Raw genomic sequence first — 14,514 nt, forward strand, 5'->3', positions numbered from 1 at the left:
CCAGGATACATACCCCCAGGGGTATGTGCCGCCACGTCGCGCCGGTGACCGACGCCACACCGCGAGCACCTCCGGGCCCCCCGAGGGGCGGCCGCCGGCGCTACGGTGGTCGCACCGGGGCGGCGCTGCCCCGGCGACCCGCGACTGGCAACGACGCCAGGAAGGACGGCCATGCCCGACATCACCACGACCGGTGGCACCCGCCACGCCGACCTGGACGCCTGGGTGAGGGAGGTGGCTGCCCACACCCTCCCCGACCGGGTCGTCTGGGTGGACGGGTCCGAGGAGGAGCGGCGCGCCGTCGAGCAGATCCTCGTGGCCGCCGGCACCGCCAGCCCGCTCGCCGAGGACGAGATCCCGCACTCCTACCTCGCGCTGTCGGACGCCGACGACGTCGCCCGGGTCGAGGACCGCACCTTCATCTGCTCGGTCGAGGAGAAGGACGCGGGTCACACGAACAACTGGGTGGCGCCGCAGAAGATGAAGGACGAGCTGTGGCCCCGGTTCGCCGGCTCCATGACCGGCCGGACGATGTATGTCATCCCCTTCGTCATGGGCCACCTCGACGCCGCGGACCCGAAGTTCGGCGTGGAGCTCACCGACAGCCCCTACGTCGTCGCGTCCATGCGCATCATGGCGCGGGTCGGGACCCCGGTGTTGGAGCTCATGGAGGAACTTCAAGCCCCCTACGTCCGGGGCCTGCACTCGCTGGGGGCGCCGCTGCAGCCCGGCGAGCAGGACGTGCCCTGGCCCTGCAACGAGGACAAGTACATCGTGCACTTCCCCGAGGAGCGGGCGATCTGGTCCTACGGCTCGGGGTACGGCGGGAACGCGCTGCTCGGCAAGAAGTGCTACGCCCTGCGCATCGCCTCCGCCATCGCCCGCGACGAGGGCTGGATGGCCGAGCACATGCTCATCCTCAAGCTCACCGGCCCGGAGGGGGCCGTGCACTACGTCGCCGGCGCCTTCCCCTCGGCCTGCGGCAAGACCAACCTGGCGATGATCCGCCCGACGGTCCCGGGGTGGACCGCCGAGCTCGTGGGGGACGACATCGCCTGGATGCGCTTCGGGGAGGACGGCCGGTTGTATGCCGTGAATCCCGAGTTCGGCCTGTTCGGCGTGGCCCCCGGCACGAACGCCCGCACCAACCCGGTGGCGATGGAGACCATCCAGGCCGGCAACTCGATCTTCACCAACGTCGCGCGCACCCCGCAGGGCGGCGTGTGGTGGGAGGACCTGACCGAGGAGGAGCCGCCCGAGCTCACCGACTGGCACGGACGGCCCTGGTCCCCCGGGAGCGGCCGCCCGGCCGCCCACCCGAACAGCCGCTTCTGCACCCCGATCACCCAGGTCCCCACGCTCGCCCCGGAGTACCACCGGCCCGAGGGGGTGCCGATCTCGGCCATCCTCTTCGGCGGGCGCCGCCGGACGACCGTGCCGTTGGTCACCCAGGCCCGCGACTGGCAGCACGGCACCTTCCTCGGGGCCACGCTGTCCTCGGAGACCACCGCCGCCGCCAAGGGCGCGGTCGGGGTCGTCCGTCGCGACCCGATGGCGATGCTGCCCTTCATCGGCTACGACGCCGGCGACTACCTCGACCACTGGCTGGAGGTCGGGAAGCAGGCGGACGCCTCCCGGCTCCCGCAGATCTTCCTGGTCAACTGGTTCCGCCGGGACTCCGAGGGCTCGTTCCTGTGGCCCGGTTTCGGCGAGAACTCCCGGGTGCTGACGTGGATGATCCGACGGCTCGAGGGGGAGGTCGAGGCGCAGGAGTCCCCCATCGGCTTCCACCCCCTGCCCGAGGACCTGGACGTCTCCGGTCTGGACCTCACCCCCCAGGACGTGGCGGCAGCGCTGGAGTTCGACGCCGTCGAGTGGGAGGCTGAGCTTCCCTTGATCAGGGAGTGGTTCGCCGCCTTCAACCCCGGGTCGCTCCCGGCGGCGATGGAGGACGAGCTGGCCATCCTCGAGCAACGACTGCAGGAGGTCACCCACCCATGAGCATCACCCCGGGCTCCGAGCCCCGCCCCGAGGGCAGCCGGCCCATGCTGGCCGACGAGCCGCTGCCGCCGGGCGAGCACGACATCCAGGAGACGGTCGACGCCCTCGCCCGGCAGGAGCGCGACGCGGGCTCCGACGAGGCCGCCCAGGCGCAGGAGTCCAAGGAGACGGAGGGGGACCCCGGCCCGGACGCCGAGGACGCCGAGAACTCTGAGAGCACCGACGACGCGGACGGTTCCGGGCCAGAGGGCCAGGAGGGCCACGACCCCAACGACCCCGAGCAGGACGCCCCGGACGTGTCCTAGCCGGGCCTACGCACGGCAGAACCCCCGAGCCACCAGGGCTCGGGGGTTCGTGTCGCTCGCGGCGACCGGGCGGAGGTGGAGGGATTTGAACCCTCGATCGGGCTATAAACCCGAAACCCGCTTAGCAGGCGGGCGCCATAGACCAGACTAGGCGACACCTCCACGGCGTGGATCAGGTTACCTGGCATGCTGGGCGCGACCAAACCCCTCTTTCCCAGCCCGGCACCAGGGTCCGGAGGGAGAGTATGGTTCGTCCTCGACCCGAAAGGCACCTCCGGCATGACTGACTCCCGTGGCTCGTCCGACCCCGGGTCCGACGCACCCGTGCCGCGGTCCCGAGCGCGCGCCGAGCAGCCGGAGCAGGGCCAGGGGGTCGGTCGCGCGGCAGGGCTCACCACGCTCAGCGCGGTCGTCCCGGGGGCAGGTCTCCTGGGCACGTCCCGGAGACGCCTGGGCCTCGTCATCCTGGGGCTGGCCGCGCTCGCCCTGGTCGCCGTCACGGCCTACGCCCTCACCAACGGGCTGACGACCACGGCCCTGCAGACGGCCGCCGACACCGGACGGCTGCGGACCATCGCGGTGGTGCTCGTGCTGGGCACGCTGGTGTGGGTCGCGGCCGTCGCGCTCACCGCGCTCGTCGCGGCGCCGCGGCGGCTCTCCCGCGGCCAACGCGCTGCCCTGACCACCCTGACGGCCGTGCTCTGCCTCGCGGTGAGCGCACCCGCCGTGCTCGGGGTCCGCTACATCACCGCCCACGTCGACGCGGTGGACAAGGTCTTCGAGGCCGGTGGGGGCACGGTCGGCGGGGGCGGGGGCAGCAACGGCGCGGCCCCCACCTCGGTGGTCGGCGACGACCCGGACGACCCGTGGAAGGACCTGCCGCGGGTCAACGTCCTGCTGCTGGGCTCGGACGCGGCCGAGGCCCGGGAGGGCACCCGCACCGACACCATGATCGTCGCCAGCATCGACACCCGGACCGGCGACAGCGTGCTCTTCTCGGTCCCGCGCAACCTCCAGAACATCCCTCTCCCCCGCGACAACCCGCTGCACGACGTCTACGGCCCGGTCTACGACTGCGGCGACCAGTGCCTGATGAACAGCATCTGGACCGAGGCGGAGCTCACCGCGCAGGAGCACCCGGAGTGGTACACCGACGACCCCAACCCGGGCCAGACCGCGACGCGCGAGGTGCTCTCCGGGATCCTCGGCATACCCATCCACCACACCGTCATCGTCAACATGCGCGGCTTCGCCGACCTCGTCGACGCCATGGGGGGCGTGCTCGTCAACGTGCAGGAGCGCATTCCGATCGGGGGCTACACCTACACGGACGCCAACGGCACCCTGCAGCTGGACCCCACCTCGGACTACGAGTGGCTGGAGCCGGGCCCGCAGCGGCTGGACGGGCCGCAGGCCCTGGCCTACTCCCGCTCCCGGGTGACGACCGACGACTTCTCCCGCATGCGGCGGCAGCGGTGCATGGTCGCGGCCGTCGTGGACCAGGTCAACCCCATGACCATGCTGCAGCGCTACCCCCAGATCATCGGTGCGGTGGGCGACAACGTCCTCACCGACCTGCCGCAGGAGGACCTCGACGAGTGGGCCGGCCTGGTGCTGCAGGTCCAGGACGGCACCATGCGCAGCCTGCCGTTCACCGGCGCCAACATCGACACCGTCGACCCCAACTACTCGCTCATCCGCGCCCGCGTCTACGAGGCCCTCAACCCGGCCCCCGAGCTGCCGGCCGACGAGCCGAGCGAGGCGCCCACGGCGGGCGACGACGCCGCGCAGACCACCGCGCCGCCCGCGCAGGACACCCCGACGACGACCGAGGAGCCCAGCGACGAGCTCGAGGACGTCGGCGCCGTGTGCGACTGACCCCCTGACCCCGCTCCCCCGTCACGACGGTCCCGTGGGAGTCGCCACCTCTCCCGACGTCCACGGGACGCTCGTGGCGTCTCCCCCGGTATGCCGAAGGCCCCCGCCACCTCGAGGGTGACGGGGGCCTTCGCGGAAGGTTGTGGAACGGCCTACCTCAGACGGGGCGAACGGCGTCCGCCTGCGGCCCCTTCGGGCTCTGCGTGACGTCGAACTCGACCCGCTGGGCCTCCTCGAGCGTCCGGTAGCCGTTGGTCTCGATGGCCGAGTAGTGGACGAACACGTCGGGGCCACCGCCATCCTGAGCGATGAAGCCGAAGCCCTTCTCCGCGTTGAACCACTTCACGGTTCCCTGTGCCATGGGCGATCTTCTTTCTGATGTGCTGTGCATGTGCAACCGACCGCAGGGCGCGGACGGTGGTGGTGGTGAACCCCCCAGCTCACTCGCGAGAAGATACAACGCCAACCAAGACACCACGCTATCAGCCACAGCGCCCGATGGTGACATCCGAGGACCGTGCGATGATGGGCAGCGCCAGGCGCGGTCCCGCACGCGGGCCGTCCGAGGCCTGGAGGGTTCGCATAGTGGCCGAGTGCAGGCGCCTTGAAAGCGCCCGAGGGAAACCTCCGTGGGTTCGAATCCCACACCCTCCGCGCGCATGCCCTCCCCGGCCGCAGGCGATCCCGGCGGACGCGCCGCCGACTGCGCGATATGGTCGGGGCGAACGCAGACCCACGAGAAGGAGTCAACATGCGCAACAAGCTGTTGCTGCTGGTCGGCGCTGCCGCCGGCTACGTCCTCGGCGCCCGCGCCGGCCGCGAGCGCTACGACCAGATCGCCGACCAGGCCAGCAAGGCCTGGGGCAACCCCAAGGTCCAGGAGACCGTGGAGCAGGTCAAGGCCAAGGCCCCCGAGCTCAGCCAGAAGGTCAGCGAGCAGGCCAAGGCCACCGCCGACGGCGTCAAGTCCAAGGTCTCCGGGCACGAGAGCACCGACCAGGACGGCACCTACGAGAACGCCACCGGCAGCCTCGACGGCGACGGTGACGCGACCATCGACGCCACCGGGTTCGGCCCGGGCGGGGAGAAGCTCCCCTGACCCACCCCCGCGCATGACGAAGGCCCACCTCCCCGAGGAGGTGGGCCTTCGTCATACCGTGCTCGTGAGGCTGCTCACCGGCGTTCGACCGGTATGCCGCGGCGCACCGCTAGATCCAGAGCGCGGGCTCGTCGTAGAGCGCCTCCTGCGGGTCCCGGCCGGGGTCCGGGCGGCGGACCGTGGCGGGGATGCCGGTCGCGACCGCCATGGAGGGGACGTCCTTGGTGACCACCGCGTTGGCGCCCACCTGGGCGCCGTGACCCACGACGATGTCCCCGAGGATCTTGGCACCCGCACCCACGGTGACGCCGTCCCCGAGGGTGGGGTGGCGCTTGACGGTGGGGTCCAGGGACCGCCCGCCGAGGGTCACCCCGTGGTAGAGCATGACGTCGTCGCCGATCTCCGCGGTCGCGCCGATGACGACCCCCATGCCGTGGTCGACGAAGAAGCGTCGGCCGATGGTCGCACCGGGGTGGATCTCGACCCCGGTCGCGGCCCGCGCCGCCTGGGAGAGCAGCCGGGCCGGCAACCGCCTGCCCGAGGTCCACAGGGCGTGGCTCGCCCGGTGGGCCCACAACGCGTGCAGCCCCGGGGAGGCCAGCGCCATCTCGAGCCGGCTGCTGGTCGCGGGGTCCCGCTCGACGGCGGCGTCCAGATCCTCCCGGACCGCGGCCGTGGCACGTCGCACGAGGTCCGTGCCACGACGCGTCCCCCGGGTCAGCAAGGTCGGCACGGTCAGTCCCTCAGGTCCTCGAAGAGGACGGTCGAGAGGTAGCGCTCGCCGAAGGAGGGGATGACGACGACGATCGTCTTGCCGGCGTTCTCCGGACGCCTCGCCACCTCGAGCGCACCCCACACGTTGGCCCCGGAGGAGATGCCGGCGAGGACACCCTCCTCGGTGGCCAGGGAGCGGGCGGTCCGCAGGGAGTCGTCGAGGGTCACGTCGACGACCTCGTCGTAGAGCTCGGTGTCGAGGATCTCGGGGACGAAGTTGGCGCCGAGGCCCTGGATCTTGTGGGGGCCGGGCTGGCCCCCGGTGAGGATGGGGCTGTCCGCGGGCTCGACGACCACCAGGCCCACGTCGGGCTTCTGCTCGCGCAGGTAGCGCCCGGCCCCGGTGATGGTGCCACCGGTGCCGACGCCGGCGACGAAGATGTCGACCTGGCCGTCGGTGTCCGCCCAGATCTCCGGACCGGTCGTCTCGTAGTGCACCTTGATGTTGGCCGGGTTGGCGAACTGCCGGGCCCGGACCGCGCCGCGCTCCTCGGCGATCTCGTCGGCCTTGCCCACAGCGCCCTTCATCCCTTCCGGACCGGGGGTGAGCACGAGCTCGGCGCCGTAGGCGCGCAGCAGCGCCCGGCGCTCCATGCTCATGGTCTCGGGCATGGCGAGGACGACCTTGTAGCCGCGTGCGGCCCCGACCATGGCGAGGGCGATGCCGGTGTTGCCCGAGGTCCCCTCGACGATGGTGCCGCCCGGCTTGAGCTCACCGGCCTCGACCGCCGCGTCGATGATGGACGCACCGATGCGGTCCTTGACCGAGGCGGCGGGGTTCTGCGACTCCATCTTGAGCAGGACCTGGGCACCGTCGGCGATGCCGTCGGTGAGCCGGTTGAGGCGCACCAGCGGGGTGCCGCCGATGGCCTGGGTGATGTCGTCGTGGACGCGCACGGGGGAAGCCTTTCGTCGCAGGGTCAGCAGCATGCTGCTCTCAGCAGGTTATACATCATGCAACACCCCGTTATTCCAGGTATGACGTCGCGTCGGGTGGTCGTGTGCGCTGCGTGCTGACGGGGGCGACGACTACGCTGCCCCCATGTCCTTCGGAGTGCTGCAGGTCCTCGCCATCGTCGTCGCGGGCCTGGTCACCCTGGCCGCGGTCGCCCTCTTCGTCCGCACCCTCGCCGCCTTCGTCGACCGGTTCCGGCTCGGGCAGCCCGAGACCCGCACCGACGCCCCCGGCCTGCGCACCTCGACGCTGCTGCGGGAGGTGCTGGGGCACACCCGGATGGCGCGCAAGCGCTGGGTCGCGGTGGCGCACTGGGTGGTCATGGTCTCCTTCGGCCTCCTGTTCCTCACCCTGGTCACCGCCTACGGCCAGCTCGTCGACCCGCACTTCGTCCTGCCGCTCATCGGTCACTTCTGGCCCTTCGAGTGGCTGACCGAGCTGTTCGGCTGGGGCGCCGTCGTCGGCATCGCCGCGCTCATCGTCGTGCGCCAGCGGGAGCACCCCCGGGCCCTGGGTCGCCGGTCCCGCTTCTGGGGGTCGACGTTCTGGCAGGCCTACGTCGTGGAGCTCGTCATCCTCGGGGTCGGGATCTGCATCGTCGCGCTGCGGGCGCTCGAGTACGCCCTCGGCCGGGCCACCGGCGAGGCGTGGGCGACCGCCCTGCACTTCCCCCTCACGGCCTGGCTCGGCGCGCCCCTGGCCGGGACGTCGCCCTCCACCCTGGAGGGCTGGATCATCGGGGTGGCGCTGCTGAAGATCCTCATCTCCATGGCGTGGATGATCATCATCGCCCGGACGCCCACGATGGGCGTCGCCTGGCACCGCTTCCTCGCCTTCTTCAACATCTGGTTCCGGCGCCACCCCGACGGCGCGACGTCGCTCGGCGCGGTGCAGCCGATCAGGGTCGGGGGCGAGCCGGTGGACTTCGAGAACATCGAGGAGCTCGACGAGGACGCGGCGCTCGGCGTCGGCTCGGTCCAGGACTTCACCTGGAAGGGCCTGCTCGACTTCTCCACCTGCACCGAGTGCGGCCGCTGCCAGGAGCAGTGCCCGGCCTGGCACACCGACAAGCCGCTCTCGCCCAAGATGCTCGTCAAGAACCTGCGCGACCAGCACCACGCCGTCGCTCCCTGGCTGCAGGCGGGCCAGGAGCACCGGGAGGCCGCCGCCCAGGCGCTGGAGGCGGCCGGCGGCCCGGGGGCCGAGGGCCTGCCCGAGCAGCTGCACGGCATCCCCACGACGGCGGTCGTCGCGGCGCAGCGCCCGCTCGTCGGCGAGACCGAGGGCGACCCCACGGTGCCCGACGGCGGTGGCGTCATCGACCCGGACGTCCTGTGGTCCTGCACGACGTGCGGCGCCTGCGTCGAGCAGTGCCCCGTGGACATCGAGCACGTCGACGCGATCGTGGACATGCGGCGCTACCAGAACCTCATCGAGTCGGCCTTCCCCTCCGAGCTGGGCGGGCTGTTCAAGAACCTCGAGAACAAGGGCAACCCGTGGGGCATGAACGCCCGGCTGCGGATGGACTGGGCCAAGGACCTCGACTTCGACATCCCCGTGGTGGGCGAGGACCTCGAGAGCCTGGCGGAGATGGACTACCTCTTCTGGGTCGGGTGCGCCGGCGCGTTCGAGGACCGCGCCAAGAAGACGACCCGTGCGGTGGCCGAGCTGCTGCACACCGCGGGGGTGAGCTTCGCGGTGCTCGGCGACGGCGAGAGCTGCACCGGTGACCCTGCCAGGCGCAGCGGCAACGAGTTTCTCTTCCAGATGCTGGCCATGCAGAACGTCGAGGTCCTCACCGAGGCGGGCGCCACCAAGATCGTCGTGACCTGCGCCCACTGCTTCAACACGCTGAAGAACGAGTACCCGCAGGTCGGCGGGCAGTTCGAAGTCGTGCACCACACCCAGCTGCTCAACCGGCTGGTGCGCGAGAAGCGCCTCACCCCGGTCTCCCGGCCGGACGCCGCGGACACGGTGGGGGCGGCCTCGACCGCGGAGTCCGTGACCTACCACGACCCGTGCTACCTCGGCCGGCACAACCAGGTCTACGCCCCGCCGCGCGAGCTCATCGGCGCGCTCCCCGGGGTCCAGCTCACCGAGATGCCCCGGCACGGGGAGAAGTCCTTCTGCTGCGGCGCCGGTGGCGCCCGCATGTGGATGGAGGAGAAGCTGGGCACCCGCATCAACCTCAACCGCACGGAGGAGGCGCTGGCCACCGGCGCCGACCGCATCGCGATCGGCTGCCCCTTCTGCCGGGTCATGCTCTCCGACGGCCTCACGCAGAAGCAGGCCGAGGGCGCCCGCGAGGAGGTCGAGGTCGTCGACGTCGCCCAGATGCTGCTGGCCGCCGTGCGTCGCGCCGACCAGGAGCAGCCCGGCTGAGGGCACCCTGGACGGGCAGGACGCTCAGCGAGCGACGTCGCTGCGGGAGAAGTTGGACCAGGACCGGCTGGCGGTGGGTCCGCGCTGACCCTGGTAGTGGCTGCCCTTCTCCGAGCTGCCGTAGGGGTGCTGCGACGCCGAGCTCAGCCGGAAGAAGCAGAGCTGACCGATCTTCATCCCCGGGTGCAGGACGATGGGCAGGGTCGCGACGTTGGACAGCTCCAGGGTCACGTGCCCGGTGAAGCCCGGGTCGACGAAGCCCGCCGTCGCGTGCGTGAGCAGGCCCAGCCGCCCCAGGGAGGACTTGCCCTCGACGCGGGCGGCGATGTCGTCCGGCAGACTGACCTGCTCGTAGGTCGACCCGAGCACGAACTCACCCGGGTGGAGCACGAAGCTCTCCCCCGGGTCGACCTCCACCAGACGGGTCAGGTCCGGCTGCTCCTGCGCCGGGTCGATGACGGGGTACTTGTGGTTGTCGAAGAGCCGGAAGTAGCGGTCCAGCCGGATGTCGACGCTGGAGGGCTGGACCATCGTCGGGTCCCACGGGTCCAGCCGGACCCGCCCGGAGTCGATCGAGGCGAGGATGTCGCGGTCTGAGAGCAGCACGACGTCACCCTAGCCGGGGGGTGACTTTGGTCGTGGACACCCGGGGTGGTTATCATGACTGTCGCCTCGATCCGAGGCCGCGCGGGCGTAGTTCAATGGTAGAACATCAGCTTCCCAAGCTGAATACGCGAGTTCGATTCTCGTCGCCCGCTCCACGCGTCAGACTCAGTAGCCGGGCCCGCGGGGCTGCTCGGCCCCCGACCCACCCAGGTGGTGGGTCACCCACGCGGCATACCTGTCCAGGGCGTCGACGACAGGCACGGCCATGATCTCGGGCACCTCGTAGGGGTGCAGTGATCGCACGGTCTCGCAGAGGCGACCGAAGGCCTCCCGCGACGTCTTGGCCAGCAGCAGCCACTCCTTGCTCTCGTGCACCTCCCCGCTCCAGCTGTAGATCGAGGTCATCGGCCCCAGCACCTGCACGCAGGCGGCGGCCCGTCGGGCGACGAGCGCCTCACCGATGTGCCGGGCGGACTCCATCGAGGGCACGCTGACGCGGACCTCCACGAGATGGGACGGGTCGGTCATCTCCCCTGCTTCCTGCTTGTGCGGTCACGGCGTCACGCCCGCCAGCACGTCGGCGAGGATCGCCACGCCACGGGAGGCGTCCTCGTCGGTGATCACGCACGGCGGCACCAGGTGCACGCGGTTGGCCACGATGAGGGGCCACATCCCCCGCTCCAGGCAACCGGCTTGCACCGCTTTCATCATGGCAGCAGAGGCCGGTTCGCGCGAGGCGTGGTCGGCCACGAGCTCGACGACCCAGAACACCCCCAGCCCGCGCACATCCCCCACCAGCGGGTTCGTGCCCAGGAGCGCCGTCGCCGCCGGCCCGAGACTGCGCTCCCCCACCTGAGCGGCGTGCTCGACGACCCCTTCCTCGCGCATGATCGTGATCGCGGCGACGGCGGAGGCGGTGGCGAGGGCATGACCCGAGTAGGTCAGCCCGCCCGGGAACGGGCGCTCGTCGAAGGTCGCCGCGACCCGGTCGTCGATGACGACGCCCCCGAGCGGGACATACCCGGAGTTGACCCCCTTGGCGAAGGTGATGAGGTCGGGCCGCACCCCGAAGTGGTCGAGGGCGAACCACGCCCCGGTCCGCCCGAAGCCCGCCATGACCTCGTCCAGGATGAGCAGGATGCCGAACTCGTCGCACAGCGCCCGCACCCCGGGGAGGTAGCCCGGCGGCGGCACGAGGATGCCGTTCGACCCGACCACCGTCTCGAGGATGATCGCGGCGACCTGGCCCGGCCCCTCGGCCTCGAGGGTGTGCCGCAGGTGCAGCAGGGCGCGCTCGCTCTCCTCCTCCTGCGTCGTGGCGTGGAACTCGCTGCGGTACAGGTGCGGGCCCCAGAAGTGCACGACCCCGGGGATGCCGGGCTCACCGCCCCACCGGCGGGCCTCGCCGGTCAGGGTGATGGCCCCGGCCGTCCCCCCGTGGTAGCTGCGGTAGGACGCCAGGATCTTGTGCCTGCCGGTGTGCGCTCGGGCCATCCGCAGGGCGTTCTCGTTGGCCTCGGCACCGCCGCCCGTGAAGAAGACCTTGCTCATGCCCTCCGGCGCCAGCCCCGAGATGAGGGCCGCCGCCTCGGCCCGGCTCTCCTCCGCGAAGGCCGGGGCCACCGTGGTCAGCCGCCCGGCCGCCTCGGCGATGGCGGCCGACAGGCGCGGGTGCTGGTAGCCGATGTTGACGTTGACCAGCTGGGAGGAGAAGTCCAGGAAGCGTCGGCCCTGGTGGTCCCAGAAGTAGGCTCCCTCGCCCCCGGCCAGCGGCACCGGGTCGATGGCCCGCTGGGCCGACCAGGAGGTCATGACGTGGGCCCGGGAGAGCTCCCGGATCCGGGCGTCGCGGTCGAGGTCGGGAGGGGTCGTCATGGGAGCGACTCTAGGCCAGCCGTCCCCCTGGTGCCCGTCGCGCACGCACGGCAGGATGGGGGACATGGCACAGGCGCTGGCGCACACCACCGGGGTCGGCGAACCGCCGCTGCTCGAGCAGACCATCGGGGACAACCTCGACGAGACCGCCCACCGGCACGCCGACCGTGAGGCGCTGGTCGAGGTCGCCACCGGGCGCCGCTGGACGTATGCCGAGCTGGTCGGCGACGTCGACCTCGTGGCCCGCGCCTTCGTCGCCTCCGGGGTGCGCACCGGCGACCGGGTGGGCATCTGGGCGCCGAACTGCGCCGAGTGGACCCTGGTCCAGCTGGCGACCGCCAAGATCGGGGCCATCCTCGTGACCATCAACCCGGCCTACAGCGAGCGCGAGCTGGCCTACGTGCTGCAGCAGTCGGGGACGCGCACGGTCGTCGTGGCGCAGGAGTTCCGGGGCCGCGCCTACCCCGACATGGTCGAGCGCGTCCGGGAGGAGTGCCCCGACCTGGCCCAGGTCCTCGTCATCGGGGACGAGGGGTGGGACGAGGTGCTGGCCGGGGCCCACCAGGTCAGCCCCGGGCGCCTCGCCGAGCTGCAGGCGACGCTCACCCCGGACCAGCCGATCAACATCCAGTACACCTCCGGCACCACCGGCTTCCCCAAGGGCGCCACGCTCTCCCACCGCAACATCCTCAACAACGGCTACTTCGTCGGGGAGGGGTGCCGCTACACCGAGCGCGACGTCATCTGCATACCCGTGCCGTTCTACCACTGCTTCGGCATGGTCATGGGCACGCTCGCGGCGACCACCCACGGCGCCTGCGCGGTGATCCCGGGGCCGGGGTTCGACCCCGGGGCGACCCTGCGGGCGGTGCGGGACGAGCAGTGCACCTCGCTCTACGGCGTGCCGACGATGTTCATCGCCATGCTGGAGCTGCTCGACGCCGGCGACGGGCTCACGACCGCGGACCTGGCCACGGTCCGCACCGGGATCATGGCCGGGTCGCCGTGCCCGGCGTCGGTCATGCGCGCGCTCATCGAGGCGGGCGTCGAGGAGATGACCATCTGCTACGGCATGACCGAGACCTCACCGGTGTCCACCCAGACGGCTCCGGACGACCCCTTCGACAGGTTGGTCGGCACCGTCGGCCGGGTGGGACCGCACCTGGAGATCCAGATCGTCGATCCCACGACGCGCGAGGTCGTGCCGCGCGGCACGCCGGGCGAGTTCTGCACCAGGGGCTACTCGGTCATGCTCGGCTACTGGGAGGACCCGGAGCGGACCGCGGAGGTCCTGCAGGACGGGTGGATGGCGACCGGTGACCTCGGGGTGATGGACGACGAGGGGTATGTCGAGATCACCGGCCGCATCAAGGACCTGGTCATCCGGGGCGGGGAGAACATCTCTCCCCGGGAGGTCGAGGAGGTCCTCCACGCCCACCCGGACGTGCTCGACGCCCAGGTCGTGGGAGTGCCCGACGAGCGCTACGGCGAGGAGCTCATGGCCTTCCTGCGGCTGCGCGAGGGAGCCGCACCGCTCACCCCGGAGGCCGTCCGGGAGTTCTGCTCCGGCTCGCTCGCCCGCTACAAGATCCCGCGTCACGTGCACGTCGTCGAGGAGTTCCCCATGACGGTCACCGGCAAGGTGCGCAAGGTGGAGCTGCGCGAGCGTGGCGCGGAGCTGCTGCGCGAGCCCTGACCCCCACCCACCGAGCGCCGCGAATGGTTGCCCCCAGCCCCACCGAGCGCCGCGAATGGTTGCCCCCGGCCCCACCGAGCGCCGCGCATGGTTGCTGGCAGGATCGGGTCATGAGCCTGGACTACGCACAGATGTTCCGCCTGGACGGCCGGCACGCCGCGGTGCTCGGGTGCGGCGGGATCGGCGCCGAGATCGTCGCCGGCCTGGCCGCCCAGGGCGCCCGGGTGAGCTGCCTCGACCAGGACCCGGGTGTCGCCCGGGCGGCGCTGGATCGCGCGCCGGGAGGAGCGGCATACCCCGTCGACGTGCTGGACACCGACGCCCTGGCGCGCTGTGCCGCCCAGCTCGGTGACGTCGACGTGCTGGTGCTCACCGCCGCGATGAACGTCCGCAAGCGGCTGCTGGACTACACGGCCGAGGAGTTCGACCGCGTCGTGGACCTCAACCTGCGGGGCACCTTCCAGGCGGTGCGCGCCTTCGCGCCCGGCATGGTCGAGCGCGGGCGGGGGTCCGTCGTCGCGCTGACCTCGATCCGCGCGGTCACCGTCGAGCCGGGGCAAGGGGTGTATGCCGCGACCAAGGCGGGCGTGACGCAGCTGGTGCGCACGTGGGCCGCCGAGCTCGGGCCGGCCGGGGTGCGGATCAACGCGGTCGCGCCGGGAGTCGTGGCGACGCCCCTGACGCAGCAGATCCGCGACGACGCGGACTGGGACCGGGCGTATGCGCAGAAGTCGGCCCTGGGTCGCTGGGCGCGGCCCGAGGAGATGGTCGGGGCCGTGGCGTGGCTGGCCTCCGACGCGGCGAGCTTCGTCACCGGCAGCCAGGTGATGGTCGACGGCGGCTGGACCGCGATCGACGGGCGGTTCACCCCGCCCGGGTGAGCGACGGCGTGTCACCGGCCGGCGTCGGCGTGGGTGGGCGTCTGCGGTCCCCTCGGGTCCTG

General features: G+C 71.7%; 13 protein-coding genes and 3 tRNA genes. 9 read left to right on the forward strand and 7 right to left on the reverse strand.

All coding sequences use genetic code 11. The features are described from left to right. Positions 1-171: 171 nt before the first annotated feature. The gene (locus Q0967_RS09360; RefSeq protein WP_298752227.1) at positions 172-2,001 is read left to right on the forward strand and encodes a phosphoenolpyruvate carboxykinase (GTP); all 1,830 of its coding nucleotides are present in this window, start codon (positions 172-174) and stop codon (positions 1,999-2,001) included. Then, on the forward strand, positions 1,998-2,306 hold the full coding sequence (locus Q0967_RS09365) for a hypothetical protein (protein ID WP_298752225.1): 309 nt from the start codon (positions 1,998-2,000) through the stop codon (positions 2,304-2,306). The genes Q0967_RS09360 and Q0967_RS09365 overlap by 4 nt, the downstream gene beginning before the upstream one ends. A 70-nt stretch (positions 2,307-2,376) precedes the next feature. On the opposite strand, the gene Q0967_RS09370 is transcribed toward Q0967_RS09365, so the two are convergent. Beyond that, positions 2,377-2,468, reverse strand: a tRNA-Ser gene (locus Q0967_RS09370). 117 nt (positions 2,469-2,585) lie between these two features. Here Q0967_RS09370 and Q0967_RS09375 point away from each other — a divergent pair. Further along, positions 2,586-4,184, forward strand: coding sequence for an LCP family protein (locus Q0967_RS09375; protein ID WP_298752223.1), 1,599 nt, complete (start codon positions 2,586-2,588; stop codon positions 4,182-4,184). A gap of 157 nt (positions 4,185-4,341) precedes the next feature. Here the strand turns inward: Q0967_RS09375 and Q0967_RS09380 are convergent, their stop codons facing one another. Further along, positions 4,342-4,545, reverse strand: a complete 204-nt coding sequence (locus Q0967_RS09380; protein ID WP_022926015.1) for a cold-shock protein — start codon at positions 4,543-4,545, stop codon at positions 4,342-4,344. Between the two features lie 210 nt (positions 4,546-4,755). Between Q0967_RS09380 and Q0967_RS09385 the strand changes: the two genes are divergently transcribed. Continuing rightward, positions 4,756-4,838, forward strand: a tRNA-Ser gene (locus Q0967_RS09385). Between the two features lie 97 nt (positions 4,839-4,935). Beyond that, a complete protein-coding gene (locus tag Q0967_RS09390) occupies positions 4,936-5,283 on the forward strand; it encodes a YtxH domain-containing protein (RefSeq protein WP_298752216.1) in 348 nt (115 codons plus the stop codon). Between the two features lie 109 nt (positions 5,284-5,392). Here the strand turns inward: Q0967_RS09390 and epsC are convergent, their stop codons facing one another. Together epsC and cysK are read right to left on the reverse strand one after the other, a co-directional pair. Further along, on the reverse strand, positions 5,393-6,007 hold the full coding sequence (gene epsC, locus Q0967_RS09395) for a serine O-acetyltransferase EpsC (protein WP_299449864.1): 615 nt from the start codon (positions 6,005-6,007) through the stop codon (positions 5,393-5,395). Between the two features lie 11 nt (positions 6,008-6,018). Then, entirely contained in the window at positions 6,019-6,987 is a 969-nt protein-coding gene (cysK, locus tag Q0967_RS09400; protein WP_299449698.1) for a cysteine synthase A, read from the reverse strand. Between the two features lie 112 nt (positions 6,988-7,099). Between cysK and Q0967_RS09405 the strand changes: the two genes are divergently transcribed. Continuing rightward, a complete protein-coding gene (locus Q0967_RS09405) occupies positions 7,100-9,394 on the forward strand; it encodes a (Fe-S)-binding protein (RefSeq protein WP_299449700.1) in 2,295 nt (764 codons plus the stop codon). A gap of 24 nt (positions 9,395-9,418) precedes the next feature. Here Q0967_RS09405 and dcd read toward each other — a convergent pair whose 3' ends face one another. Then, on the reverse strand, positions 9,419-10,000 hold the full coding sequence (gene dcd, locus Q0967_RS09410; RefSeq protein WP_298752210.1) for a dCTP deaminase: 582 nt from the start codon (positions 9,998-10,000) through the stop codon (positions 9,419-9,421). A gap of 81 nt (positions 10,001-10,081) precedes the next feature. Here dcd and Q0967_RS09415 point away from each other — a divergent pair. Further along, positions 10,082-10,155 (forward strand) — tRNA-Gly (locus tag Q0967_RS09415). A gap of 10 nt (positions 10,156-10,165) precedes the next feature. On the opposite strand, the gene cutA is transcribed toward Q0967_RS09415, so the two are convergent. Both cutA and Q0967_RS09425 read right to left on the reverse strand, forming a co-directional pair. Then, positions 10,166-10,528, reverse strand: a complete 363-nt coding sequence (cutA, locus tag Q0967_RS09420) for a divalent-cation tolerance protein CutA (protein WP_298752208.1) — start codon at positions 10,526-10,528, stop codon at positions 10,166-10,168. Between the two features lie 24 nt (positions 10,529-10,552). Beyond that, positions 10,553-11,875 (reverse strand): aminotransferase class III-fold pyridoxal phosphate-dependent enzyme, encoded by a 1,323-nt coding sequence (locus tag Q0967_RS09425; protein WP_299449703.1) that lies wholly within the window; start codon positions 11,873-11,875, stop codon positions 10,553-10,555. Between the two features lie 64 nt (positions 11,876-11,939). On the opposite strand from Q0967_RS09425, the gene Q0967_RS09430 reads away from it, so the two are divergent. Then, on the forward strand, positions 11,940-13,571 hold the full coding sequence (locus Q0967_RS09430) for an AMP-binding protein (protein WP_298752205.1): 1,632 nt from the start codon (positions 11,940-11,942) through the stop codon (positions 13,569-13,571). Positions 13,572-13,681: 110 nt separating this feature from the next. Further along, entirely contained in the window at positions 13,682-14,452 is a 771-nt protein-coding gene (locus Q0967_RS09435; protein WP_298752201.1) for an SDR family NAD(P)-dependent oxidoreductase, read from the forward strand. The last annotated feature ends 62 nt before the right edge of the window (positions 14,453-14,514 follow it).

It is taken from the genome of uncultured Serinicoccus sp. (assembly GCF_947500995.1).
GTDB lineage: Bacteria > Actinomycetota > Actinomycetes > Actinomycetales > Dermatophilaceae > Ornithinicoccus.

Coding starts and splice junctions, on each gene's coding strand:
- Q0967_RS09360 (WP_298752227.1), top strand. CDS start 172: ATGCCCGACATCACCACGACCGGTGGCACCCGCCACGCCGACCTGGAC.
- Q0967_RS09365 (WP_298752225.1), top strand. CDS start 1,998: ATGAGCATCACCCCGGGCTCCGAGCCCCGCCCCGAGGGCAGCCGGCCC.
- Q0967_RS09375 (WP_298752223.1), top strand. CDS start 2,586: ATGACTGACTCCCGTGGCTCGTCCGACCCCGGGTCCGACGCACCCGTG.
- Q0967_RS09380 (WP_022926015.1), bottom strand. CDS start 4,545: ATGGCACAGGGAACCGTGAAGTGGTTCAACGCGGAGAAGGGCTTCGGC.
- Q0967_RS09390 (WP_298752216.1), top strand. CDS start 4,936: ATGCGCAACAAGCTGTTGCTGCTGGTCGGCGCTGCCGCCGGCTACGTC.
- cysK (WP_299449698.1), bottom strand. CDS start 6,987: ATGCTGCTGACCCTGCGACGAAAGGCTTCCCCCGTGCGCGTCCACGAC.
- Q0967_RS09405 (WP_299449700.1), top strand. CDS start 7,100: ATGTCCTTCGGAGTGCTGCAGGTCCTCGCCATCGTCGTCGCGGGCCTG.
- cutA (WP_298752208.1), bottom strand. CDS start 10,528: ATGACCGACCCGTCCCATCTCGTGGAGGTCCGCGTCAGCGTGCCCTCG.
- Q0967_RS09425 (WP_299449703.1), bottom strand. CDS start 11,875: ATGACGACCCCTCCCGACCTCGACCGCGACGCCCGGATCCGGGAGCTC.
- Q0967_RS09430 (WP_298752205.1), top strand. CDS start 11,940: ATGGCACAGGCGCTGGCGCACACCACCGGGGTCGGCGAACCGCCGCTG.
- Q0967_RS09435 (WP_298752201.1), top strand. CDS start 13,682: ATGAGCCTGGACTACGCACAGATGTTCCGCCTGGACGGCCGGCACGCC.